General features: G+C 66.9%; 23 protein-coding genes and 1 tRNA gene. 20 read left to right on the plus strand and 4 right to left on the minus strand.

Annotated elements, in window-relative coordinates; translation table 11 throughout:
* Positions 1-76: 76 nt before the first annotated feature.
* Positions 77-2,278 carry a methylmalonyl-CoA mutase gene (scpA, locus tag ACFOOQ_RS07730; RefSeq protein WP_379723990.1) on the minus strand — a complete coding sequence of 734 codons (2,202 nt, stop codon included), beginning with the start codon at positions 2,276-2,278 and terminating at the stop codon, positions 77-79.
* 650 nt (positions 2,279-2,928) lie between these two features.
* Between scpA and ACFOOQ_RS07735 the strand changes: the two genes are divergently transcribed.
* From ACFOOQ_RS07735 to ACFOOQ_RS07775, 9 genes are all read left to right on the plus strand, one after another.
* Positions 2,929-4,854 (plus strand): HAMP domain-containing methyl-accepting chemotaxis protein, encoded by a 1,926-nt coding sequence (locus ACFOOQ_RS07735; protein WP_379723993.1) that lies wholly within the window; start codon positions 2,929-2,931, stop codon positions 4,852-4,854.
* A gap of 19 nt (positions 4,855-4,873) precedes the next feature.
* Complete coding sequence (locus ACFOOQ_RS07740; protein WP_379723996.1) at positions 4,874-6,373, plus strand: sensor histidine kinase; 1,500 nt, start codon at positions 4,874-4,876, stop codon at positions 6,371-6,373.
* A 57-nt stretch (positions 6,374-6,430) separates the two neighbouring features.
* Entirely contained in the window at positions 6,431-6,805 is a 375-nt protein-coding gene (locus tag ACFOOQ_RS07745) for a winged helix-turn-helix domain-containing protein (RefSeq protein WP_379723999.1), read from the plus strand.
* A gap of 72 nt (positions 6,806-6,877) precedes the next feature.
* The gene (gene modA, locus ACFOOQ_RS07750; RefSeq protein WP_379724002.1) at positions 6,878-7,675 is read left to right on the plus strand and encodes a molybdate ABC transporter substrate-binding protein; all 798 of its coding nucleotides are present in this window, start codon (positions 6,878-6,880) and stop codon (positions 7,673-7,675) included.
* A 147-nt stretch (positions 7,676-7,822) separates the two neighbouring features.
* Positions 7,823-8,515, plus strand: coding sequence for a molybdate ABC transporter permease subunit (modB, locus tag ACFOOQ_RS07755; protein WP_379724005.1), 693 nt, complete (start codon positions 7,823-7,825; stop codon positions 8,513-8,515).
* Entirely contained in the window at positions 8,512-9,603 is a 1,092-nt protein-coding gene (gene modC, locus ACFOOQ_RS07760) for a molybdenum ABC transporter ATP-binding protein (RefSeq protein ID WP_379724008.1), read from the plus strand. Before modB ends, modC begins: the two co-directional genes overlap by 4 nt.
* A gap of 75 nt (positions 9,604-9,678) precedes the next feature.
* On the plus strand, positions 9,679-10,122 hold the full coding sequence (locus ACFOOQ_RS07765; RefSeq protein ID WP_379724011.1) for a PaaI family thioesterase: 444 nt from the start codon (positions 9,679-9,681) through the stop codon (positions 10,120-10,122).
* Between the two features lie 3 nt (positions 10,123-10,125).
* Positions 10,126-12,972: a helicase-related protein gene (locus ACFOOQ_RS07770; protein ID WP_379724014.1), complete on the plus strand. Its 2,847-nt coding sequence runs from the start codon at positions 10,126-10,128 to the stop codon at positions 12,970-12,972.
* A 23-nt stretch (positions 12,973-12,995) separates the two neighbouring features.
* Positions 12,996-13,439, plus strand: a complete 444-nt coding sequence (locus tag ACFOOQ_RS07775; protein WP_379724017.1) for a hypothetical protein — start codon at positions 12,996-12,998, stop codon at positions 13,437-13,439.
* Here ACFOOQ_RS07775 and ACFOOQ_RS07780 read toward each other — a convergent pair.
* On the minus strand, positions 13,430-13,780 hold the full coding sequence (locus ACFOOQ_RS07780; RefSeq protein WP_379724020.1) for a peptidoglycan-binding protein: 351 nt from the start codon (positions 13,778-13,780) through the stop codon (positions 13,430-13,432). The genes ACFOOQ_RS07775 and ACFOOQ_RS07780 overlap by 10 nt on opposite strands.
* Positions 13,781-14,098: 318 nt before the next feature.
* On the opposite strand from ACFOOQ_RS07780, the gene ACFOOQ_RS07785 reads away from it, so the two are divergent.
* The gene (locus ACFOOQ_RS07785) at positions 14,099-14,302 is read left to right on the plus strand and encodes an SDR family oxidoreductase (RefSeq protein ID WP_379724023.1); all 204 of its coding nucleotides are present in this window, start codon (positions 14,099-14,101) and stop codon (positions 14,300-14,302) included.
* A gap of 15 nt (positions 14,303-14,317) precedes the next feature.
* Here ACFOOQ_RS07785 and ACFOOQ_RS07790 read toward each other — a convergent pair whose 3' ends face one another.
* Positions 14,318-14,584: an ATP-binding protein gene (locus ACFOOQ_RS07790; protein ID WP_379725364.1), complete on the minus strand. Its 267-nt coding sequence runs from the start codon at positions 14,582-14,584 to the stop codon at positions 14,318-14,320.
* Here ACFOOQ_RS07790 and ACFOOQ_RS07795 point away from each other — a divergent pair.
* From ACFOOQ_RS07795 to ACFOOQ_RS07805, 3 genes are read left to right on the plus strand one after another with little or no spacing between them, the layout of a single operon-like run.
* Positions 14,537-14,683: a hypothetical protein gene (locus tag ACFOOQ_RS07795; RefSeq protein ID WP_379724026.1), complete on the plus strand. Its 147-nt coding sequence runs from the start codon at positions 14,537-14,539 to the stop codon at positions 14,681-14,683. The two genes, ACFOOQ_RS07790 and ACFOOQ_RS07795, sit on opposite strands and share 48 nt — an antisense overlap.
* Positions 14,684-15,019: a hypothetical protein gene (locus tag ACFOOQ_RS07800; protein ID WP_379724029.1), complete on the plus strand. Its 336-nt coding sequence runs from the start codon at positions 14,684-14,686 to the stop codon at positions 15,017-15,019.
* A gap of 10 nt (positions 15,020-15,029) precedes the next feature.
* A complete protein-coding gene (locus tag ACFOOQ_RS07805; protein ID WP_379724032.1) occupies positions 15,030-15,269 on the plus strand; it encodes a hypothetical protein in 240 nt (79 codons plus the stop codon).
* Positions 15,270-15,298: 29 nt separating this feature from the next.
* On the opposite strand, the gene ACFOOQ_RS07810 is transcribed toward ACFOOQ_RS07805, so the two are convergent.
* Positions 15,299-16,474, minus strand: a complete 1,176-nt coding sequence (locus ACFOOQ_RS07810) for a sensor histidine kinase (protein WP_379724035.1) — start codon at positions 16,472-16,474, stop codon at positions 15,299-15,301.
* 142 nt (positions 16,475-16,616) lie between these two features.
* On the opposite strand from ACFOOQ_RS07810, the gene ACFOOQ_RS07815 reads away from it, so the two are divergent.
* From ACFOOQ_RS07815 to ACFOOQ_RS07845, 7 genes are all read left to right on the plus strand, one after another.
* Positions 16,617-16,693 (plus strand) — tRNA-Arg (locus ACFOOQ_RS07815).
* Positions 16,694-16,939: 246 nt separating this feature from the next.
* Entirely contained in the window at positions 16,940-17,029 is a 90-nt protein-coding gene (gene kdpF, locus ACFOOQ_RS07820) for a K(+)-transporting ATPase subunit F (protein ID WP_379724038.1), read from the plus strand.
* A gap of 7 nt (positions 17,030-17,036) precedes the next feature.
* Positions 17,037-18,734, plus strand: coding sequence for a potassium-transporting ATPase subunit KdpA (kdpA, locus tag ACFOOQ_RS07825; RefSeq protein ID WP_379724041.1), 1,698 nt, complete (start codon positions 17,037-17,039; stop codon positions 18,732-18,734).
* A 12-nt stretch (positions 18,735-18,746) separates the two neighbouring features.
* Positions 18,747-20,777 (plus strand): potassium-transporting ATPase subunit KdpB, encoded by a 2,031-nt coding sequence (gene kdpB, locus ACFOOQ_RS07830; RefSeq protein WP_379724044.1) that lies wholly within the window; start codon positions 18,747-18,749, stop codon positions 20,775-20,777.
* A 21-nt stretch (positions 20,778-20,798) separates the two neighbouring features.
* Entirely contained in the window at positions 20,799-21,377 is a 579-nt protein-coding gene (gene kdpC / locus ACFOOQ_RS07835) for a potassium-transporting ATPase subunit KdpC (protein ID WP_379724047.1), read from the plus strand.
* Between the two features lie 19 nt (positions 21,378-21,396).
* Positions 21,397-24,126 (plus strand): ATP-binding protein, encoded by a 2,730-nt coding sequence (locus ACFOOQ_RS07840; RefSeq protein WP_379724050.1) that lies wholly within the window; start codon positions 21,397-21,399, stop codon positions 24,124-24,126.
* An 8-nt stretch (positions 24,127-24,134) separates the two neighbouring features.
* Positions 24,135-24,824, plus strand: coding sequence for a response regulator (locus ACFOOQ_RS07845; RefSeq protein ID WP_379724053.1), 690 nt, complete (start codon positions 24,135-24,137; stop codon positions 24,822-24,824).
* Positions 24,825-24,840: the final 16 nt, after the last annotated feature.

A 24,840-nucleotide genomic window follows, 5' to 3' on the forward strand; every position in this document is an offset into this window, starting at 1 on the left:
GGGTGGCTTCGGCTTATATACGACGGGAAAATACGGCCGGATGATGATCCGGCGGATGATGACCCCGGGCGGCCGGCTATTCCGCGGCGCCCTTGGCCGCCCCCTTGGCGGAAGGGGCCGCGTGCTGGTTGCGCACCAGCTGCAGGATTTCGGCCGCCGCCTGCGGGATGTTGGTGCCGGGGCCATAGATGCCGGCGACGCCGGCCTTGCGTAAGTATTCGTAATCCTGCGACGGGATGACGCCGCCGGTGATCACCAGGATGTCGCCGGCGCCGTTCCTGCGCAACGCCTCGATCAGCTGGGGGACCAGCGTCTTGTGGCCGGCCGCCTGGGATGACACGCCGATCACATGCACGTCGTTGTCGATGGCATCCTTTGCCGCTTCCTCGGGGGTCTGGAACAGCGGGCCGACATCGACATCGAAGCCGAGATCGGCAAAGGCGGTGGCGATCACCTTGGCGCCGCGGTCATGGCCGTCCTGGCCGAGCTTGACCACCAGCATGCGCGGCCGGCGGCCCTCTTCGGCGGCGAAGGCCTCGATGTCCTGCTGGATCTTCATGAAGCCCTCGTCATTCGCATAGGCCGCGCCGTAGACGCCGGCGATCGAGCGGATGGTGGCCTGGTGCCGGGTGAACACCTTTTCCATCGCCGAGGACATCTCGCCGACCGTGACGCGCGCGCGCGCCGCGTTGACGCAGAGCTCCAGCAGGTTGGCGCTGCCGGCTGCACCCTCTTCCAGCGCCCTGATCGCTGCTTCCGCCGCGGCCTTGTCCCGCGTGTTGCGGATGGTCTTGAGCCGGGTGACCTGCTGGTCGCGCACACGGGTGTTGTCGACCTCCAGCAGCTCGGGCACGTCCTGGCTGGTGGTACGGTATTTGTTGACGCCGACGATGACATCCTCGCCCCTGTCGACGCGGGCCTGGCGCCGCGCGGCGGCCTCCTCGATCTTCAGCTTCGGCATGCCGCTTTCGACCGCCTTGGTCATGCCGCCCATCGCCTCGACATCCTGGATCAGTGCCCAGGCATGCGTGACCAGCGCATGGGTCAGCGCCTCGACGTAATAGGAGCCGGCCAGCGGGTCGACCACGCGGGTGACCTCGGTCTCCTCGGCGATGATCAACTGGGTGTTGCGCGCGATGCGGGCGGAAAATTCGGTCGGCAGCGCGATGGCCTCATCAAGCGCGTTGGTATGCAGCGACTGGGTGCCGCCGAGCACGGCAGCCATCGCCTCGATGGCGGTGCGCACCACGTTGTTGTAGGGGTCCTGTTCCGTGAGCGAGACGCCGGAGGTCTGGCAATGGGTGCGCAGCATCGACGAACCCGGCTTCTTCGGGTTGAACTGCTGCATGATGCGCGCCCACAGCAGGCGGGCGGCGCGCAGTTTGGCGATCTCCATGAAGAAATTCATGCCGATGGCGAAGAAGAAGCTCAAGCGGCCGGCGAAGGCATCGACATCGAGGCCCGAGTTAATGGCCGTGCGCACATATTCGAGGCCGTCGGCCAAGGTGAACGCCAGCTCCTGCACCGCGGTCGCACCGGCTTCCTGCATGTGGTAGCCGGAAATCGAGATCGAGTTGAATTTCGGCATGTGGCTGGCGGTATAGCCGATGATGTCGGCGATGATCCGCATGCTTGGGCCCGGCGGGTAGATATAGGTGTTGCGCACCATGAACTCTTTCAGGATGTCGTTCTGAATGGTGCCTGAAAGCTGTTCCGGCTTAACGCCCTGTTCCTCGGCGGCGACGATGTAGCAGGCCAGCACCGGCAGCACGGCGCCGTTCATGGTCATCGACACGCTCATCTTGTCGAGCGGGATGCCGTCGAACAGGATCTTCATGTCCTCGACGCTGTCGATGGCGACGCCGGCCTTGCCGACATCGCCGACCACGCGGGGATGGTCGCTGTCATAGCCGCGATGGGTGGCGAGGTCGAAAGCGACCGAGACGCCCTGCTGGCCGGCGGCGAGATTCTTGCGGTAGAAGGCGTTCGAGTCTTCCGCGGTCGAGAAGCCGGCATACTGGCGGATCGTCCACGGCCGGTTGGCATACATGGTGCCGCGCACGCCGCGGGTGAACGGCGCGAAGCCGGGCAGGGTATCCAGGCCCTCCAGCCCTTCCAGGTCGGCGGCGGTATACAGCGGCTTGATGGCGATGCCTTCGGGGCTGTCCCACACCAGGCCGTCCAGCGGCTTGTCGCCGAGCTCCTTGCGGGCGAGCTTCGCCCAGCTTTCAGGAAACTTGGCTTCGGGGAAAGACAGGTCGGCAGGCTTCTCGGTCATTGTTTCTGTTCCACCCAAATCCGCAGGCGACTGGCTATGCTGCGGTGCAATGCCAGTATGCCGGACCGCATTATACTGTCAAATGCGGGCCCCGGGCGATTCACGGCCGGCAGATGCCCGTCTCCACGTCCCCGCTCTCCAGTCCCAGATGACCTTATGGCAAGACACCGATATCTCCGTCGGATGACCCGGAGGCTGTGGTGGCTAGGACGGTGATCTTATTTTTATACCTGAACTGCCAGTGATACATAAGTATGACTCGTTTTGCGAGTATTTCTCCAGGCCAGACGCCTTGGGCAAATGGTGTCAGCCGTTGATGTGCTGACTACTATTAGTGGTGTGCGAATCATCACAACTGCCCGGGCTTCCGATCTTCTTGGCCGAACATTAAGAAGATTTAATAATTTTTGACTGATTACCGCCATATTATGGCCTGACAGTTTATCCGCAGCCTTTCACGCGAAAGTGGCTAGCAATAATGTGTCCGTCAGCAGTGATCGTATCGGCCTCCCATCCACTCACTACTTCTGCGAGTCCACCTGCCGCTGCCGGTCTGCTCCAGCCCGGCTTCTAGTCAGACATTTGTTCCCTTCCCGCTTCCTCCTTCCTTCACGGCAGCCGTGTCTGCCGGCCACACCCACGGGACTGCCATGCACGCCAAGCTCTCCATGCGTATCCGGATCATCGCCATCTTCTCGTTGATTGTGCTGTGTGTCGCCGTCATGGGCAGCGTCATGCTGCTGCGGCTGCGCGATCTGGGCAGCGCGACGCTGGGGCTGCAGGATAATGCCGCGACGCTGATGCAGTTCGGCGGCTTCTCGAGCGATTTCGAGCGGCTGGCCCGGCTCGATGTCACCGGCCAACTGGACCTGCCGGCCGATGCACGCCAGCGGCTGCAGACCGAAGAGGCCGCGATCCGGCACGATATGGACAGGCTGTGGACGGCCTATACGCCGTCGATCTCGCCAGGCGAGGAGGCTGAACGGGCCGCCGCGCTGAAATCCGCCTGGGGCGATTTCGGCGCCACCGAACGACGGCTGGAAGAGCTGGAACAGGCCGGCGACCATACCGGGGCCGCCGGCCTGATCACCGGCGATTTCAATGCCGCTGCCGTGCATTTCCGTGAGGCCATCACAGCCGCCACCGGCCTGCAGGACCGCCAGGCCCGCCAGATCGCCGCCGACGCCGACCGCACCGTATCGTCGAGCTATATCTGGATTATTGCGATATTCGCGCTGACCCTGGCCGTGGCCCTGGCCGGCGCCCTGCTGACCATCTTCGGCGACATCCGCCTGATCCGCGCGCTGACCGCAGCGATGACCCGGCTGGCCGGCACCGATCTCGCCACCGCCATTCCCGGCGCCGGTCGCGGCGACGAAATCGGTGCCATGGCCGGTGCGGTACAGGTGTTCAAGGACAGCATGATCGCCCGCGAGCAAGCCGAAACCGAAATCGCCGCACAGCGCCGCACGGCCGAGGAACAGCGCGCCGAACGCGAGGCACGCGAACGCCGTGCCATCGAGGAAATCTCCGACCTGTGCAACCGCGTCGCCGACGGCGATCTCGACCGGCGGCTCGACGAAGCCGGCAAGGAGGGCTTCCTGCTGACCCTGAGCCAGCGGCTGAACGGCCTGACCGGCATGCTGCAGCAGATTACCGGTGAGATGGCCGCGGTAACCGCCGGCATGGCCGAGGGTGATCTCACCCGTTCGGTTGAAGGCAGTTATCGCGGCGTGTTCGGCACGCTCAAGGACAGCGTCAACGCCATGGCTGGCAAACTGCGCAGCTTCGCCCTGCAGTTGCAGCAGAGCGCTGCCACGGTGCGGGCGGCGGCGGCGGAGATTTCCACCGGCAGCCAGGATCTGGCGCAGCGGACCGAAAGCCAGGCAGCCAGCGTCGAGGAGACGGCGGCCTCGATGCACGAGATCACCACCACGGTAAAACAGAATGCCGAGAATGCCGCCGCCGCCAACCAGCTCGCCGGCAGCGCGCGCCAGAGCGCCGAAACCGGCGGCAGCGTGGTTCGCGATGCCGTCGTCGCGGTCAGCCGCATCGAGGACAGCGCCCGGCGGATTTCCGACATCGTGTCGCTGATCGACGAGATCGCCTTCCAGACCAATCTGCTGGCGCTGAACGCCAGCGTCGAAGCCGCGCGCGCCGGCGAGGCGGGCAAGGGCTTTGCCGTGGTCGCCCAGGAAGTCCGCGCGCTGGCGCAGCGCAGTGCCAATGCCTCGAAGGACATCAAGGCGCTGATCACCGAATCCAACACCCAGGTCAAGACCGGCGCGGACCTGGTGAACCAGACCGGCAATTCGCTCGACGGCATCGTCGGTGCGATCAAGAAGGTCTCCGAGATCGTCGCCGAGATCGCCGCGGCGAGCCGGGAGCAGGCAACCGGACTCGAACAGATCAACACTGCTGTCGGCCAGATGGACGAGATGACCCAGCGCAACGGCGCGCTGGTGGAAGAGACCTCCGCTTCCGCCCAGTCGCTGGCCGACCAGGCCGGCCAGCTGTCCGAGCTGGTCGGCTTCTTCCGCATCGAACGCCGGCCGAGGCTGCGCGTCGCCGAGTGATTCGCCGAACAGCTTCCCCATGACCGACAGCACCATGCCTGGCGAGGCCGAAAGCCTGTCGCGGCGCAACAGGCGGCACCGGCGCCAGGATATCTACCGGTCGACTTACCGGCAACGCGCGGTCGTGCTGCTGGTCAGCGGCGGTTTCGCATTGATGCTGATGCTGGCCGGCGCCGTCTGGCTGATCAGCGATCTGCGCCTGCAACGCAAGGAATCGCTGGTGGCCCTGTCGAGCTGGGCCCTGCTGCAGGTGCTGGAACAGCAACCCGAGGCGGATGCGTCAGTAAACAATGTACTGCGAGATATCCGGCAGAAGCCGCATGCCGACAAGACGATCCGTCAACTGCTGGACACCAACGGCTCGATGATCCGGACGTATCTTTATCCGGCGGATATGGCCAACTCCTGGCAACGCAATTCGACATTCGACGCCAGCGATCGCGATCTGCTGGAGGCTTTCTCCGACTATATCCACCGGAATGACATGGCCGTCGACGGCCGCGGTGTTGCCGATCTCAGCACGCCCGGCAGGCGGCACTGGACTGTCGCTTACGCTTTTACGCCTGACGGCCGTTCGGCCCGGCTGGTGGCGGCTTCAGCAAATGACTATTTCTACTCGCCGCGTTTCCGCATCGAGATTGCAGGCGCTATCCTCCTGTTCACCGGCCTGTTGCTGGCCTTCGCGACCCGCGTGCTGCTGCACTGGCAGAAGCAGCAGATTTTCGCCATGCTGGCGCTGGAGCGCAGTCACCGCGTGACCCGGCGCACCCTGCGCGGCCGTGCCAACTTCTTCACTCATATGAGCCATGAACTGCGCACGCCGCTGAACGCGGTGATCGGCTTTTCGGAGATGATGAACAGCGAAATATTCGGTCCGCTGTTGCCCCGCTACAAGGACTATGCCGGCGATATCCTGCACAGCGCCCGGCATCTGCTGTCGGTGATCGACAACATCCTGGATCTGTCGAAGATTGAATCCGGCCGCTGGGTGGTGGAGCGCCAGACGACTACGCCGGGCGCCATCGTCGAATCGGCCCGGCGCATGACTGCCGTGCAGGCCGAACGCTGCGGCGTGACGCTGGTGATCGCCAACCGTGCCGCCGAATGCTGGCAGAATCCGCTGCAGGCCGATGCCCGCGTGATGACCCAGGCACTGGTCAACCTGCTGGCCAATGCCATCGCCTTCACGCCGCCGGGCGGCCGGGTGACGGTCGATTGTGACCGCGACATCATCAGTGGCGACATGACCCTGGCGGTGACCGATACCGGCCCGGGTATGAGTGCCGCCGAAGCCCGCGAGGCACTGGTGCCTTATGTCAGCCGTGACAGCCAGACAGCCCGCTCCGGCCGCGGCACCGGACTCGGCCTGCCGCTGGCTCGCGCCTTTGCCCGTCTGCATGGCGGCGAGCTGCGCCTGCATTCGCAGCCCGGCCGCGGCACCCAGGCAATTCTGGTGCTGCCGGCGGACGCCACGAGCAGCGCGGCACCGGAGGATCAGCCGCTGCGGATTTCGGCCTGACAAGGCGAAAGCCGGTCGGCACTGGCTGCCTGGCCGGGGCTGTGGTCTAGTCCATCCATGCCCAGAGCCGCTGCGAAACCTAAGTCCGCCACCTATCCGCGCACGCGATTGCGCGTCTATCTGGCCGAGGACGTCATGCTCGGGCCGGGCAAGGCCGATCTGCTGGAGGGGATTGCCGAGACCGGCTCGATCGCTGCGGCCGGGCGGCGCATGGGCATGAGCTACAAGCGCGCCTGGATGCTGGTCGAGACACTGAACGGGTTTTTCCGTCAGCCGCTGGTCGCGGCGGCGACCGGCGGGGCGAAGGGCGGCGGCGCGGCGCTGACCCCGCTGGGGGTCGAGGTGCTGGCGCGCTTCCGCCGCATGGAGGCCGCCACCGTGAAGGCCTGCGCCGCCGAAATCGCCGCCCTGCAGAAGAAACGCGCGAAATAGCCGTTCGGACATAACGGTTGCAGCCCGCGCCGGCCTGTCGTTATAGTCCTTTGGATATAACGGAGAGATGCCATGCGCCGCCCTGCCTCGTCCCTTGCTGTGTTCGCCCTTGCCGCCGCCCTGTTCGTTGCCGCGCCGGCAGCGCATGCCGCCGATCTTCTCGTTTTCGCCGCCGCCAGCCTGAAAAACGCGCTGGCCGAGGTCGATGCCGGCTGGGCCGGGACCGCCCGGGGCAAGGCGGCCGGCGTGAAGACCTCGTTCGCGGGTTCCTCGGCGCTGGCCAGGCAGATCGAGGCCGGGGCGCCGGCGGATCTGTTCATCTCGGCCGATCTCGACTGGATGGATTACCTGCAGAAGGAGGATCTGGTGAAGACGGCGACGCGTGGCACCCTGCTCGGCAATGCCATCGTGCTGGTGGCGCCGCAGGATGGCGGCCCGGCCAGCGCCAGGATCGCCGATCTGCCGGCCCTGCTGGGCAAGGACGCCCGGCTCGCCATGGCCGATACCCGTGCCGTGCCGGCCGGCAAATACGGCAAGGCAGCACTGGAGCACCTGAAGCTGTGGGACGGCGTCTCGGGCCGCATTGCCCAGGCCGAGAATGTGCGCGCAGCCCTGGCACTGGTCGCCCGCGGCGAGGCGCCCTTCGGCATCGTCTATGCCACCGATGCGGCGGCCGAGCCGAAGGTGCGCGTGGTTGCCCGCTTCCCGGCCGGCAGCCATCCGCCGATCCTCTATCCGGCCGCCGTGCTGGCCGCGTCGACCAACCCGGCGGCGGCGGCCTACCTCGATTACCTGCACGGCCCGGCCGCGGCGGCGATCTTCGCTCGCAACGGCTTCACCGTGCTGCCGGCCGCACCAAAGACCAACTGAGGGCAGCGATAACTCTTGCCGTCATGCCCGGGCTTGACCCGGGCATCCACGACCTGTCATCGGTAGGTTGCCGGGCAGCTGCAAGCCGTGGTTCCGTGGATGGCCGGGTCAAGCCCGGCCATGACGCAATGGGATACTGAAACAGCCATGTTCACCCTCACCCCGGAAGAGACCACCGCGATCCTGCTGAGCCTGAAGGTGGCATGCGTCGCCATGGCCGGCAGCCTGCCGTTCGGCATCGGCGTCGCGTGGCTGCTGGCGCGGCGCGATTTCCCCGGCAAGGCGCTGGTCGACGCGCTGGTGCATCTGCCGCTGATCCTGCCCCCCGTGGTGACCGGCTATGCCCTGCTGCTGCTGTTCGGCCGCAAGGGCCTGCTCGGTGCCTGGCTCGGCGACCATCTCGGCATTGTGCTGGCCTTTCGCTGGACCGGTGCGGCGCTGGCCTGCGCGGTGATGGGCTTTCCTTTGCTGGTGCGCGCCATCCGGCTGTCGATCGAGGGCATCGACACGCGGCTTGAGAAAGCCGCCGGCACGCTCGGCGCCGCGCCGCTGATGGTGTTCCTGACCGTCACCCTGCCGCTGATGCTGCCCGGCATCCTCGCCGGCATGGTGCTCAGCTTCGCGCGCGCCTTCGGCGAGTTCGGCGCGACGATCACTTTCGTCTCCAACATCCCGGGCGAGACCCAGACCTTGCCGACCGCGATCTATGTCTTCACCCAGGTGCCCGGCGGCGATGCCCAGGCCCTGCGGCTGACCCTGATCGCGGTGGCGATTGCCGCCAGCGCCCTGATCGTCTCGGAAATCCTCGCGCGGCGCGTCGCGAAGCAGGTGCGTGGATGAGCCTCGAAATCGAACTGCGCCACCGCCAGGGCGATTTCACGCTGGATGCGACTTTCACCTGCGGCGACGGCATCACCGCGCTGTTTGGCCGCTCGGGCGCCGGCAAGACCACGCTGGTCAACCTGATCGCCGGCCTGGCCCGACCGAATGCCGGCGGCCGCATCGCCATCGACGGCCGCCTGCTGGTCGACACCGCGGCCGGCCTTTTCGTGCCGCCGCACCGGCGTCGCATCGGCTATGTCTTCCAGGAGGGCCGGCTGTTTCCGCATCTCGACGTGCGGCGCAACCTGCTCTACGGCCGCTTCTTCGCGCGCGGCCGCAGCGACGCCATTGCCTTCGACGAGGTGGTGGCCCTGCTCGGGATCGACGGGCTGCTCGGCCGGCGCACCGGAGGCCTGTCGGGCGGCGAGAAGCAGCGCATCGCCATCGGCCGGGCTTTGCTGGCGCGGCCACAGCTGCTGCTGATGGACGAGCCGCTCGCCGCGCTGGATGCCGCGCGGAAAGAGGAGATCCTGCCCTATCTCGAAGGCCTGCGGTCGCAGTTGCGCCTGCCGGTGGTCTATGTCAGCCATGCCCTGCCCGAAGTGCTGCGGCTGGCCGATCATCTGGTGCTGCTGGAAAACGGCGCCGTGCGCGCCGCCGGGCCGCTGGCGGATCTCGCCGCCACGCCGGGCCTCTTGCCCGCCGACGAGGAAGGCCACGAGGCCGGTGCGGTGATCGCCGCCACGGTCGAGCGCCATGACGACGCCCATGGCCTGACCTGGCTTGCCGCCCGGGCCGGCCGCATCGCCCTGCCGCGGCTGCCGGCGGCCCCGGGTACGGCCGTCAGGCTGCGCATCCGGCCGCGCGACATCACCCTGATGCTGGCGCCGCCGGCGGAAGCGACCACCAGCGCGCTCAACATCCTGCCGGGCATCGTCACCGCGGTGGTGCCGGCCGGCGGCACATACTGCGAGGTCGGGCTCGACTGCAGCGGCGACCGCCTGCTCGCCCGCATCACCCGGCTGTCGGCCGAGCGGCTGGCGCTCACCCCCGGGAAACCCGTGCATCTGCTGGTGAAATCGGCAGCGCTGGCGAGAAATAGCTGAAACACGCCGGTCATTGAGGCGGCGGCGTTCCGGCGGCTATACTGCCGGCAACGAAAAACCGGGAGCCCTCCCCCGATGTCCGTCGCCCGCATCGACCCCGGCCTGCCGGCCTGGGCCGTGTCGCTTGCCGAAAGCCTGATTGCCGGGACCGCCTTTCACCAATGGGCGGGGCTGCGGCTGCTGGCGCTGGAGGCGGGGCGGGCGGAGGTCGGTTTCACGGCTGCCGGTGCCATGCTGGTATTCGGCAAATACGTGCATGGCGGGGTGCTGAACGGCCTGCTGGAGCCGCCGGGACTGCTCGCCATGCTGGGCCACATGCAGGAAAGCGAGACCGCCATGACGGTCGACATTCATGTGCAGCATATCCGCTCCGTCGCCGCCGGCGAGGATGTCGTGATGACCGGCCGCCTGCTGAAGCGTGGCCGCACCACCGCCTTCTGCGCCGTCGAGGCCCATGTCGGCACCGAGCTGTGCACCGCCGCGCGCATCACCAAGACTATTCAAACCAAGGCAGGCTGAGTCGTGACCGATCTGAAAACCGCCCAGAAAGGCCGCGTGCTCTGCGTGCTGGGGCCGACCAATACCGGCAAGACCCATCTCGCCGTCGAACGCCTGCTGGCCCATCGCACCGGCATCATCGGCCTGCCGCTCAGGCTGCTGGCCCGCGAGGTCTATGACCGCGCGGTGGCGCTCAAGGGCAGCAACCATGTCGCGCTGGTCACCGGCGAAGAGAAGATCATCCCGCGCCATGCCCAGTGGTTCGTCTGCACCGTCGAGGCGATGCCGCTGGATCGCCATTACGACTTCCTCGCCGTCGACGAAATCCAGCTCTGCGCCGATGCCGAACGCGGCCATGTCTTCACCGACCGCCTGCTGCACGCCCGCGGCGCGGAAGAAACCATGTTCCTCGGTGCCGATACCGCGCGTGGCCTGATCCGCCGTCTGGTGCCGGGTGCCGAATTCATTGCCCGGCCGCGCCTGTCGCAGCTCACTTACGCCGGCGCGAAGAAGCTGTCGCGCCTGCCGAAACGCTCGGCCGTCGTCGCTTTCTCGGCCAATGACGTCTATGCCATCGCGGAAGCCCTGCGACGCCAGCGCGGCGGTGCCGCCGTGGTGCTGGGTGCGCTGAGCCCGCGCGCCCGCAACGCCCAGGTCGAGCTGTTCCAGAACCGTGACGTCGACGTGATGGTGGCGACCGATGCCATCGGCATGGGGCTCAACCTCGACATCGAGCATCTGGCCTTTGCCGAACTCAGCAAGTTCGACGGCGTCGGCATGCGGCCGCTGATGCCCGCCGAAATCGGCCAGATCGCCGGCCGCGCCGGCCGCCACCTGCGCAACGGCACGTTTGGCACGACCGGCGACAGTGCGCCGCTCGACCCCGACCTGATCGAGCGGGTCGAGAACCACCGCTACGAGCCGTTGCAGGCGGCGCGCTGGCGCAACCCGGAGCTGGATTTCTCCAGCATCGACGCGCTGATCGCCACCCTGGATGCGCCGCCGCCGCGCGAGAGCCTGATTCGCGGCCGCGAGGCCGACGACAGCTTGAGCCTGCAGGTGCTGCGCCAGGAGGCCGCCGTGCTGGAGCGCGCGACCAATGCCGGCCGCGTCAGGCTGCTGTGGCAGGTCTGCGAGATCCCCGATTTCGCCAAGGCGATGCACGACAGCCACGGCCGCCTGCTGGCGCAGATCTACACACATCTGTGCGACGGCAACGGCCGGCTGCCGGCCGACTGGGTCGGCGGGCATCTCAAGCGCATCGATGTGACCGATGGCGACATCGACACCTTGGCCACGCGGCTGGCGCACATCCGCACCTGGACTTACATCGCGCACCGGGCTGATTCCAGGGGGGGCTCGTGGCTCGACGATTCCCGCGGCTGGCAGGACAGGACCCGCGCCATCGAGGACCGCCTGTCCGATGCCCTGCACGAGCGGCTGACCCAGCGCTTCGTCGACCGCCGCACCTCGGTGCTGACCCGCGGCCTGACCGAGGACCCGGCGCTGCTCGACGTGCAGCTTGGCGAGGACGACGCGCTGACCGTCGGCGGCGAGATCATCGGCCATGTCACCGGCCTGCGCTTCCGCCCGGTCGGCCATGACAGTACCGACCAGCGCCGCATCATCCGCCAGGCGGCGATCCGCGTGCTCGGCCCCGCCCTGCAGGAGCGCGCCGCGACGATCCTGCAACTGCCCGACACATCCTTCTCGCTATCGCCCGAGGGCGGCGTGATGCTGACCGGCCCGGAAAAGGACAGCGTGGCGCTGGCGATCCTCGCCAAGGGCCCCGACGTGCTGGAGCCGAAACTCGTGCTGCTGGCCGACGACCTGCTGCCCGCCGAGAGCCGCAAGGCGCTGGAAGACAAGCTCGGCGACTGGCTGCGCCGCTATCTGCACCAGCATCTGTCGGAACTCTACCGGCTGAAGCAGGCCGAGCTGAAATTCGCCGCCCGCGGCGTCGCCTTCCAGCTGTCCGAGGCGCTTGGCGTGCTCAAGCGCGACGATGTCTCGGACCTGGTGCGCGGCATGGGCCAGGCCGAACGGCATCCGCTGCGCAAGATGGGCGTGCAGTTCGGCGAGATGCATATCCTGATCCCCAAGCTGCTGAAGCCCAAACCGACGCAGTTGAAAACCCTGCTGTGGGCGGTGCATGAAGGCCGCGAGCCGGCAGCGCCGCCGACGCCGGGCCTGACCTCGCTGCCGGTGCTGGAATGGCGCGATGACCGCTGGTGGCTCGCCGCCGGCTTCCTGCGCGCCGGCAAACATGCCTTCCGCCTCGACGTGGTGCAGCGCATCGCCGAGGGCGCCCGCAATGCCGAACAGGCGGCACGCCAGAAGCCCAGGCGCGAGGAGACGAAGCAGCCCGAGAGCAAGCCGGCCGAACCGGCCGCGGAAACCCTGCCGCCGCCGGTCGACGATCCCGCCTTGGCCGCGGCCGCCGACGTGGCCGAGCCCGTCGGCGAGGTGATCGCCGAGCCCGTCGAGGCGCCGGTGATCCTGCCGCCGCCGCAGCTCGCCACGGAAGCCGCCGCCGCAGCGCCCGTTGCATCACCCGCCGAAGCGCCGAAGCCGAAGAAGCGCCCCCATGAATCTCGTTTGGGCCCGCCGGGCAGCTTCGTGCCGGACACCGGCTGGATGAACCTTGCCGGCTGCGGCCAGGAAGAGCTGCATCGCCTGCTCTGGGCGCTCGGCTACAAGCCGCTCGACGCGAAGGACCCGGAGACGGCTGAGAAGGTCACCGTCTATGTGCGGTCGCAGAAGGCCATCGTCGCCAAGCGCCAGCGCGAGCAGGAAAAGCGCCGCGAGGACGAGGCGAAAATGGCCGACAGCCCGTTCGCCGCCCTGATGAAGCTGAAAGCGCGCGGATAAGCGCCGGCTGCTATGCTGCACGGATGACATCTGCCGCTACAGACCGACCGGCCCTCGTCGGCCCGCACGACGACCGTGAGCTCGCTCTGATGCTGGCTGGCCGCAAGCCGGCCGCCATGTTCTACGACGTGGTGCCAGCATCCATCGATCTGCCGGAAGCCGATTTTGCACCGCATGTGACTGCCGGGCGGCTGGTCCGCCGCGAAGAAATCTATGCCGGCCGGGATGGCGGCCGGGCAATGCGTTATGTCTATTATGTGCTGCCCGGCGAGATGCAGCGCCTTGAGCAGCTGCATGCGATCAACGCAGCCATCTACAGCGGCCAGCGCCAGGCCACCGAAGCCGACGATATCGAGATCGGCCGCCTGCTCGGCTATACCGAGGCAGAGATCGCCGCCTATGTGAAACACAGCCGCGGCCTGCGACAAAAGCTCAGACAAATGGCACCGCAGACAGATCAGCCATAAAGCTTCTTCCAGCAGTCCGGGCAAAGCAGGCCATAGGCGCCGCCATGCCAGGCGCCACAGTTGATGCAGCGAAAGGTCGGGGCCCGTACATCCAGATTGGCCAGCATATGCGTCTCGGTTTCGCCGCCGGGCTTCATGATGCCGTCGACATTCAGGCTATTGTCCTGCTGATACCGCCGGATTCCGTCAAACAGCGGCTGATCGGGAAACGGGGTCAGGCCATAATCCGGAATCGGGTAATAGCCATTCAGGTTGAGGGTCTGTTTGAGGCTCCAGACATCGTCGGGTTCGGCTGGCCGATCCGGGCCCAGTTCGGTGCGCATGCGATATGTCTCGGCCACATCGAAGCTCCTTTCCGGAAGGGTCGAATAGCTGGATATAATTCTTGATTTGTTCTTTTCAAGTTTTATTTCCTAACTCCTCTGCACGGCCGGAAAACATCTGTGAATCAATCTGTTGATGGCTGTGCAGATATGCAGCGCCGCCCTGATGACGCTGAAAGCCGGGTGGTAGCCGCCGTCACGCCATTGTCCCGCTCACCGGGACAATGCTTCCGCAACAAGCGGGCTAATCATCCTGCCCGGTCCGGGTCATGATCCTGCGCATACACCGGGGGGCGGCTGGCGTCCCTCTGCAGATGGAGAGACGACCATGGCCCGGTGACAACGCCGATCTACGGCAAGCTCGGCCTGTCGGAGGCCGATACCAAGGCGCTGGCCGGCCAGATCCAGGACCAGATTCCGGCCGGCCGCTTCGGCCAGCCGTCCGAGATCGCCAAGGCCGTGGTGTTCTTTGCCTCTGACGAAAGCGCCTACACGGTGGGCAGCGAACTCGTCATCGATGGCGGCATGAGCAACCTGTAAGCCGCCGGCACGCCATTACTCCGCCGCCACTTCGGCGGCGGGGACCTGCCGTGCCGGCTCCGGCCGCAGGTCGATGGTCACCGTGGTACCGAGGTTGGGCGTCGAATCCACTGTGATGCCGCCATGGTGCAGCGCGCAGAGCCGGCGCGCGATGGCGAGCCCGAGCCCGGTGCCGCCATGCTGGCGCGACAGGCTGCCTTCCGACTGCCAGAACAGGTCGAAGACGCGGCCCAAATGATCGGGCTGGATGCCGATGCCGGTATCGCTGACCGCGATGCGCAGGCCGGGGCCGAGGCTGCGGGCGCGGATGTCGACGCGGCCGCCGGCATGATTGAACTCATGCTTGTCCGGTTAACACACACAAACGCTGAGGCATACTAGATGTTGAGGACGCGCGATAAGTTGGCCGCCGAGTTTCGAAAGGTTGCCGCGATAGCCTCGCCGGACAATGCGGCGAAATATGAGGGCTTCGCGAAACGCGCCGAGACGGGCGAATTCGACGATTACGCGGACACCTATGTCTGCCCGGTCACCCAACTCTATTTGGAACTGACTGCCGCAGGCTTCACCAAGTTCGCCGCGCGCGTCGCCAACGGCGAGTTCGACGCCACGAAGGAAGAAAGCGACGAATGGGCGCGCAGCCCGTCCGGGCAGGCCGCCGCGAAGCGGCTACCGCCTGAAATGCGCGAGATTTTCGGCCTGAAACTCAACAACTAGGAGAACCGCAATGCCGCCTGAGATCAGCAACCAAGAAGCTATCGAAATGATGAACCGCTGCAAGCAAGAGATTATTGGCATGAGGGCAACAATCGACCGCCTCAAGCCGAAAGCCGATGCCTACGACAATCTCGTTGTCGTGCTGAGCCTGCTGCCACGTCCGAGTGTCGGCATGGGCGAGGACTTGGTGTGGATTATAGACACGCGCATTCGGGAATTGACGCCGAAACCGGCTGAGAACGCGGCTTGAAAATGACCGCAACATGTAGGGCCGTATGTCTAAACCGGACAAGCAAGATTGAACTTGATGGCATTGCCGATCACCTGGGCCAGCACGTCGCGCAGGATCGCCACATCAAGGCGCTTCGGCCCGAGTTCGGCATCGCAGACGAGCCCGAGCGCGATGCCCTGCTGCCCGGCCGCGGCAGTGAAGGCGGACAGGATATGCTCGATCTCCTGCTGCGGCGACAGCAGCTCCGGGGCGAGCACGCGGCGGCCGCTGTCGATGCGCACCACTTCGAGCACGCGGTCGATGATCTCGAGCAGGTCGCCGCCGGCCTTGTGGATCTGCTGCGCGTAATCGACATAGCGCGGCGGCGCGTTGCCGGCCATCTGGCGCATGATGATTTCGGAAAAGCCGAGGATGGCGTTGAGCGGCGTGCGCAGTTCGTGGCTCATGGTGGCCAGGAAGGTGGTCTTGGCGCCGGATGCCGCCTCGGCGGCGCGCAGCGCCTCGGCATGGGCGAGCTGGCTGCGCTTGGTGGCATCGATATCCTGCAGCACGGCGAACACGGCACTGTCGGAGCCGGCCGGCTGCTTGGCATCGAGATGGGCGGCGATCTGATACCAGCGGTAACTGCCGTCCTGGCCGCGCAGCGGCAGGTCGAAGGCCGACTGGCCGTCGCGCTGCAGCCGATGCAGCGCCTGTTCAAGCAGGGGGTGATCCTGCGGACGGACCATGTCGCGCAGCACCGTGGCGATACTGCTGTCGGCCAGGCCGGAATTGATCTGCGGCAGGCCGACACCGTGCCAGCGGATGCGCTGCAGGTCGCGGTCGGCGACCAGGAAACCGAGATGGGCGATGCGGTGGCTCTCGGCCAGCAGGGCGGCGAGCCGGCGGCTTTCGTCGAGCAGGGCGTCGCGCTCGGCCGATTTTGCCTTGAGCTGCACGACCCAGCCGGCCCAGTGCAGCATGCCGGCGGCGACCAGGACCAGGCCGGCGGCAAACAGCAGCGCGCCGAGCCAGAACACCCAGCCGGGCAGCGGCAGCAGGATCGTGGCCGCCTCGGCCAGCGCCGCCGCCAGCACCGCCAGCACGCCCCAGATGATCGGTCCGAACTTCGCATCCGGCCCGAGCCGGCCGCGCAGCGCCAGTAGCACCACAAGCAGCAGCGCCACCGCCGCCGCCCGCGCCAGGCTTGCCCCGGCGAAATACCAGAAATCCCCCGTGCCCATGGCGAAATCCTAGACTGCCGGCCACCCGGAGTCATGCGCGGCGGATGCACCGTCCAATCGCGCGAGGCTCTGGCGGCGCCGATCAACAGGCGGTTGCGCCAGCAGTTGCAGCGGCAGAGCGGCGGCGCTAGTTTCCCCCCACGTCTCCGTAGCTCAGCTGGATAGAGCGGCTGCGTCCTAAGCAGCGGGTCGGGAGTTCGAATCTCTCCGGGGACGCCATTTTCCGACATCCCGAACCGCAGGATTGCCGCAGAATCCCGCGGCAGTCTTTATGTTGTCTTTATGCGGCGCCTTGATCTGCCACATGGCGGCCTGATGCGGCTCTGGCGTAGACGTCAGGCTCCATAGGAGCCTGTCCCCCATGACCGACATCATTTTCCTTGCGCTCGGCGGCGGCCTGTTCGCCGCCTTCATCCTCTACACCCTGCTCTGCGAACGCCTCTAGGGCCCGCGAGGAGAGATCCCATGACCTTCGACTACATCCTGGGCGGCGCGATCGCTGCCCTGCTCGCCATCTACCTGGTCTATGCCCTGCTGCGGGCCGAGAAACTCTGAGGCGACCATGACCCTGAACGACTATCTGCAACTCGGCCTCTATCTGGCCATCATCCTCGCCGCGACGCCGCTGCTCGGCCGCTACCTCACCGGACTGTTCAACGGCGAGGCCCGCTGGCTGCGTCCCATCGAACGGCCGCTCTATGCGCTCGCCGGCGTCGATCCCGACCGCGAGCAGCACTGGACGACCTACGCCATCGCCATGCTGGCCTTCAGCCTGGCCGGCTTCCTGTCGCTGTTCGCCATCCTGCGCTTCCAGGACCTGCTGCCGCTCAACCCGCAGGGCCTGCCCGCCCTGTCGCCCGACCTCGCCTTCAACACCGCGGTCAGCTTCGTCACCAACACCAACTGGCAGGCCTATGGCGGCGAAAGCACCATGAGCTATCTCAGCCAGATGGCCGGCCTGACGGTGCATAACTTCGTCTCGGCCGCCACCGGCATCGCCATCGCCCTCGTGGTGATCCGCGCCTTCGCCCGCAAATCGGCGAAGACGGTGGGCAATTTCTGGGTCGACCTGACGCGGGCCACGCTCGGCCTGCTGCTGCCGGTCTCGTTCATCGCGGCGCTGTTCCTGGTCTGGCAGGGCATGCCGCAGAACCTTGACCCCTATACCACCGCCACCACGGTGGAAGGCGCCCGGCAGGTAATCGCGCAGGGCCCGGTGGCAAGCCAGGTGGCGATCAAGATGCTCGGCACCAACGGCGGCGGCTTCTTCAACGCCAATGCCGCGCATCCCTTCGAGAACCCGACCGCGCTGAGCAACTTTGTGCAGATGCTGCTGATCTTCCTGATCGGCGCAGCCCTGACCAACGTGTTCGGCCGCATGGTGAAGGACCAGCGCCAGGGCTGGGCGATCCTCGCCACCATGATGGTGCTGTTCGTCGCCGGCGTGCTGGTGGCCGGCAATATCGAGACCGGCGCCAATCCGCTGCTGGCGCATCTGGGCGTCGATCCGGGCCTTGGCAACATGGAAGGCAAGGAAGTCCGCTTCGGCGGTTTCACCTCGGCAATGTTCGCCGTGATCACCACCGATGCCTCCTGCGGCGCCGTGAACGCCATGCATTCGAGCTTCCTGCCGCTCGGCGGCATGATCCCGCTGCTTAATATCATGCTGGGCGAGGTGATCGTCGGTGGCGTCGGCGCCGGCTTCTACGGCATCGCCGTCTTCATCGTGGCGACGCTGTTCATCGCCGGCCTGATGGTGGGTCGCAGCCCGGAATATCTCGGCAAGAAGATCGAGGCGCGCGAGGCCAAGCTGGCAACCCTCGCCATCCTGGTATCGCCGATCGCCATCCTGGTCGGTACCGCCATCGCGCTGGTCACCAAGGACGGTCTGGCCGGTCTCGCCAGCGCCGGCCCGCATGGCCTGAGCGAGGTGCTGTACGGCTTCTCTTCGGCCGCCGGCAACAACGGCAGCGCCTTTGCGGGCTTAAGCGCCAACACGCCGTTCTACAACACGGCGCTCGGCATCACCATGCTGCTCGGCCGCTTTGCCATGATCGTGCCGATCGTTGCCCTGGCTGGCGGCCTGGCCGCCAAGAAGGCGACGCCGGCCTCGGTCGGCAGCTTCCCGACCCATGGCCCGATGTTCGTGGCTTTGCTCGCCGGCACCATCCTGATCGTCGGCGGCCTTACCTTCTTCCCGGCGCTGGCGCTCGGCCCGATCGTCGAGCACCTGCTGATGATCGCCGGCCAGACCTTCTGAGGAGTGACATCCATGTCCCGTAAACAGGCGCTTTCCAAGCCGATGTTCGATCCCGCGCTGATGGGCGCGGCGATCGGCCAGTCCTTCGTCAAGCTCGACCCGCGCCAGCTGTGGCGCAACCCGGTGATGTTCGTCACCGCAGTGGTGGCGGCGGTCAGCACCGTGCTGTTCCTGCGCGACATCTTCGGCGGCGGCAATGCGGCACTGATCGGCCAGATCTCCGCCTGGCTGTGGTTCACCGTGCTGTTCGCCAATTTCTCCGAGGCCCTGGCCGAGGGACGCGGCAAGGCGCAGGCGGAAAGCCTGCGCCGCGGCAAGACCGAGATGGTGGCGAAGAAAGTCGGGGCCGGCGGCGCGGTCAGCCAGGTGCCGGCCACCAGTCTGCGCGTCGGCGATATCGTGCTGGTCGAGGCCGGCGATGCAATCCCCGGCGACGGCGACGTGATCGAGGGCATCGCCTCGGTCGACGAATCCGCCATCACCGGCGAATCCGCCCCGGTGATCCGCGAATCCGGCGGCGACCGCTCGGGCGTCACCGGCGGCACCCGCGTGCTGTCCGACTGGATCCGCGTGCGCATCACCGTCAATCCGGGTGAAAGCTTCCTCGACCGCATGATCGGCCTGGTCGAGGGCGCCCAGCGCCAGAAGACGCCGAACGAGATCGCGCTGACCGTGCTGCTGGTCGGCATGACGCTGATCTTTCTCGTCACCACCGGCAGCCTGGAAAGCCTCGCCATCTATTCCGGCGTGCCGGTGCCGGTGGTCTACCTGATCGCCCTGCTGGTCACCCTGATTCCCACCACCATCGGCGGGCTTTTGTCCGCCATCGGCATCGCCGGCATGGACCGCCTGATCCGCCATAACGTGATCGCCAAGTCGGGCCGCGCCGTCGAGGCTGCCGGCGACGTCGACACCCTGCTGCTCGACAAGACCGGCACCATCACCCATGGCAACCGCATGGCGGCCGAATTCGTCGCCCTGCCCGGCATCAACGAGCGGTCGCTGGCCACCGCGGCGATGCTGGCCTCGGTTGCCGACGAGACGCCGGAGGGCAAATCCATCGTCGCACTCGCCGCCGAGAAATACGGTATCCGCGACGCCGCCGAGGCCACCCGGGGCAGCTTCATTCCCTTCTCGGCCCAGACCCGCATGAGCGGCCTCGATCTCGATAACCGCGAGATCCGCAAGGGCGCCATGGATGCCGTGCTGCGCTATGCCGCGACGCAGGCTTCCGCCGACCTGACCGTCGCGGTCGAGCGTATCGCCAAGTCAGGCGGCACGCCGCTGGTGGTCAGCGTCGACCGCCAGATCCTCGGCGTCATCCACCTCAAGGACATCGTCAAGACCGGCATCCGCGAACGCTTCGCCGAGCTGCGCCGCATGGGCATCCGCACGGTGATGATCACCGGCGACAATCCGCTCACCGCCGCCGCCATCGCCGCCGAGGCCGGCGTCGACGACTTCATCGCCGAGGCGACCCCGGAGAAGAAGCTGGAACTGATCCGCCGCGAGCAGGCCGAGGGCAAGCTGGTCGCCATGTGCGGCGACGGCACCAACGACGCGCCGGCACTCGCCCAGGCCGATGTCGGCGTGGCGATGAATATCGGCACGGCGGCGGCCCGCGAGGCCGGCAACATGGTTGATCTCGACAGCAACCCGACCAAGCTGATCGAGGTGGTGATGATCGGCAAGCAGCTGCTGATGAGCCGCGGTTCGCTGACGACCTTCAGCCTGGCCAACGACGTGGCGAAATATTTCGCCATCATCCCGGCGCTGTTCGCGGCGACCTATCCGCAGCTCGGCGCGCTGAACGTCATGCACCTGGCCTCGCCGCAGAGCGCCATCCTGTCGGCGGTGATTTTCAACGCCCTGATCATCATCGCGCTGATCCCGCTGGCGCTGAAGGGCGTCAGCTACCGGCCGCAGCCTGCCATCCGCCTGCTGCGGCGCAACCTCGTCATCTACGGCGGCGGCGGCGTCCTGCTGCCCTTCATCGGCATCAAGGCGGTCGACCTCGTGGTCTCCGCCCTCGGCCTCGCCTGACCTGCAAAAGGAGCGCCTTCCATGCTCAGCCATATCCGCCCCGCCATCGTGATGATCGTGCTGCTCACCTCCATCACCGGCATCGCCTACCCCCTCGCCGTCACCGGCATCGCCGAACGCCTGTTCCCCCGCCAGGCGCACGGCAGCCTGATCGAGCAGGACGGCAAGGTCGTCGGCTCCAGCCTGATCGGCCAGAATTTCACCGCACCGCAGTATTTCCATCCGCGGCCCTCGGCCGCCGGCAAGGATGGCTATGACGCCGCCTCGTCGGGCGGCTCGAACCTGGCGCCCACAGCGAAAGCCCTGGTCGATCGCGTCGCCACCGACGTGAAGTCCTACCAGGCCACGGACGGTTCGGCTCCGGTGCCGGCCGATGCGGTCACCACCTCGGGCAGCGGCCTCGATCCGCAGATTTCGCCGGACAATGCCGAGCGCCAGGCGCCGCGGGTGGCACAGGCCCGCGGCATGACCATCGCCGAGGTGCAGACCCTGGTTGCACAGCATACCGAACGCCCGGCCCTCGGCATTCTCGGCCAGCCCGGCGTGAACGTGCTGACGCTGAACCTCGCCCTGGATAAGATCAGGCCGGTGGTGAAGTAGGATACGACGACCGGGTAATATGGCCGAAGACCGCGCCGACAGCGAAAACCGACCCTCGCCGGAAGCCTTGTTGCAGACGGCCGCGCAGGAGAAGCGCGGCCGTCTCAATGTCTTCCTCGGCGCCGCGCCGGGCGTCGGCAAGACCTATGCAATGCTGGAGGCCGCCCATGCCCGCCAACGCGACGGGGTCGATGTCGTCGTCGGCATCGTCGAGACCCATGGCCGGCAGGAGACCGCCCTGCTGCTGCGCGGGCTGGAGCAGCTGCCGCAGCGCCGCGTCGCCTACCGCGACCGAGTGTTCAGCGAACTCGACGTCGATGAAGTTCTGAAGCGGCACCCTGCCCTGGTATTGATCGACGAACTCGCCCACACCAATGTGCCGGGCAGCCGGCACGAGAAGCGCTACCAGGACATCGAGGAAATCCGCGATGCCGGGATCGACGTCTACACGGCGCTGAACATCCAGCATCTGGACAGCCTGAACGACGTGGTGGCGCAAATCACCCGCGTGAAGGTCCGCGAAACCGTGCCGGATTCCGTGCTGGCGCAGGCGGACAGCATCGAGGTCGTCGACATCTCGCCGGAAGACCTGATCAAGCGGCTGCGGGAAGGCAAGGTCTATGTCCCCGACCAGGCCGCCCGCGCCGTGCATCACTTCTTTGCACCAGGCAACCTGACCGCTCTGCGCGAACTGGCGCTCCGCAAGGCCGCCGACCAGGTCGACAGCCAGATGCTGTCCTACATGCAATCGCACGCCATCGCCGGGCCATGGCCGACGCGGGACCGCATCATGGCCTGCATCAGCCCCTCGCCGCTGATGCCGCGCCTGGTCCGCACGACGCGCCGCATTGCCGAACGGCGCAAGGCGCCGTGGATTGCCCTCTACGTCGAGACTCCGGCCCATGACCGCCTGTCCGATGACGAGAAGACCCAGATCAACCGCGCGCTGACGCTCGCCGAGGAATTCGGCGCCGAGGTCGTTTCGGTCGCCGGCAGCAGCGTGCCGACCGAGATCATCCGGCAGGCCCGCCAGCGCAATGTCACCGAAATCGTGGTGGCCCGCAGCCATCGCAGCCGTCTGGTCAACCGCCTGCGCGGCACGCTGACCGACCGGCTGGTGGAACTCGGCGACGGCATCAACATCCATGTCATCACCGGCTCGCCGGCCGCCGAATCATGGTTCGACGTGATGAAGGCGCGGCTGACCAGCATGAGCCTGGACGGGCTTGCGCCGGCGGCGCTGATCACCGCAACCGCCGTCGGCATCATCAAGGCGGCCGAACCCTGGCTGCCGCTCAGCGGCATTCCGCTGCTCTGCCTGATCGCGGTGCTGATCTGCGCGCTGCGCTACAACTATCCGGCGGCGATCCTGAGCGCGGTACTGACCGTGCTCGGCTACAATTTCCTGTTCCTGCCGCCGCTCTATACCTTCACCATCGCCAATATCGAGAATGTCTACGTTTTCTTCGCATTCCTCGCCGTGGCTTTGGTCACCAGCAACCTGACCGCCCGCATCCGCGCCCAGGCCGAGGCCGCCCGCATCCGCGAGGCGCGCACCGCCGCCCTCTATGACTTCAGCCGCATGGTGACCGGGGCGGCCGGCGAGGACGACATCCTCTGGGCCGTCGTCCACCATGTCGCCTCGCTGGCCAGGGCCCAGTCGCTGGTGCTGATGCCCGAGGCCGATCGCCTGACCATCCGCGCCGCCTATCCGCCGGAGGACCAGATCGACGACAAGGCGCGGATTGCCGCTGAATGGGCATGGGAGAAAGGCGAGCCGGCCGGACGGGGCACCGGCACCCTGCCCTCGTCGGACTGGCTGTTCCTGCCGCTGCAGACCGCGGAACGCAAGCTCGGCGCACTCGGCATCCGGTTCCCGGAAGAACGGCCGCCGCTCGGCCCCGACGAGCGGCGGCTGATCGATGCCCTGGCCGGCCAGGCGGCGCTGGCCATCGAACGGTCGCTGCTGAACCGCGACGTCGAGGAAGCCCGCGTCTCGGCCGAGACCGAGAAGCTGCGCTCGGCCCTGCTGTCCTCGATCAGCCACGACCTGCGCACGCCGCTCGCCTCGATCATCGGCGGCGTCTCCAGCCTGATGAATTTCGGCAAGAAGATCGACGAGCGGGGCCGCGGCGAGCTGCTGCAGACCATCCGCGACGAAGCCGAACGGCTGAACCGTTTCGTCGGCAACCTGCTCGACATGACCCGCATCGAGGCCGGCGCCATGCAGCCCAAGCTCGACTGGGTTGACCCGGAAGAGCTGGTCGCCACCGCCGTGAAGCGCGCCGCCAGCCTGACGCAGGGCCACGACATCCGCATCGCCGTCGACCCCGACATGCCGCTGCTGCGGGTCGACTACATCCTGATCGAGCAGGTGCTGATCAACCTGCTCGACAATGCCGCCAAGTATTCGCCGAAAGGCAGCCCGATTGATCTTCGCCTGTCGCGGCGCAAGGATGCGGTCATGATGGACGTCACCGACCAGGGACAGGGCATTCCGCCGGCGGAACTGGAGCAGGTCTTCGACATGTTCTACCGGGTCAAGGCCCGCGACCGGCAGGTGGCCGGCACCGGCCTCGGTCTGTCGATCTGTCGCAGCATCCTGAAGGCCCATGGCGGCACCATCCGGGCGGAGAGCCCCGTCACGGGCACGGCCGGCGCCGAAGGCCACGGCACCCGCATGGTCGTGACCCTGCCGCTGGAGGACCAGCCGGTCCTGCCGGCCGATGAGGGACAATCCCATGGCTGACGGGCATCATGGCTGAGGGGGCCGCCATCCTCGTCATCGACGACGAGCCGCAGATCAGGCGCTTCCTGCGGGTCAGCCTGGAGGCCCATGGCTTTCGCATCCTTGAAGCGACCAGCGGGCAGGAGGGCCTGCGTCTCGCCGCCCTGGAAAAGCCCGACCTGGTCGTGCTCGACCTCGGCCTGCCGGACATGGACGGGCAGGCTGTGCTTGGCCGCCTGCGGGAATGGACCACCCTGCCGGTGATCGTGCTCTCGGTCCGCGCCGACGAGACCGACAAGATCGCGGCGCTGGATGCCGGCGCCGACGACTATGTCACCAAGCCCTTCGGCACCGGCGAACTGCTCGCCCGCATCCGGGCGGCGCTGCGCCACACTATCGGCGCCGGCAGCGGGACGGCGGTCTTCGAGACCGGCGGCCTGAAGGTCGATCTGGAGAAGCGGCTGGTATCCTTGCGGGGCGAGCCGGTGCGGCTGTCGCCCAAGGAATATGACCTGCTGAAGCTGCTGGTGCAGCATGCCGGCAAGGTGCTGACCCACCAGTTCATCCTGCGCCAGGTCTGGGGGCCGGCCCATGAATCCGACGTGCAGTACCTGCGGGTGTTCGCCCGCCAGCTGCGACAGAAGATCGAGGCCGATGCGGCGCAGCCGCAACTGCTGCTGACCGAGCCGGGCGTGGGTTACCGGCTGAATGCGGAGTGAGCAATATCCGCGTCAT

The sequence above is a fragment of the Ferrovibrio xuzhouensis genome (genome assembly GCF_042648965.1).
GTDB lineage: Bacteria > Pseudomonadota > Alphaproteobacteria > Ferrovibrionales > Ferrovibrionaceae > Ferrovibrio > Ferrovibrio xuzhouensis.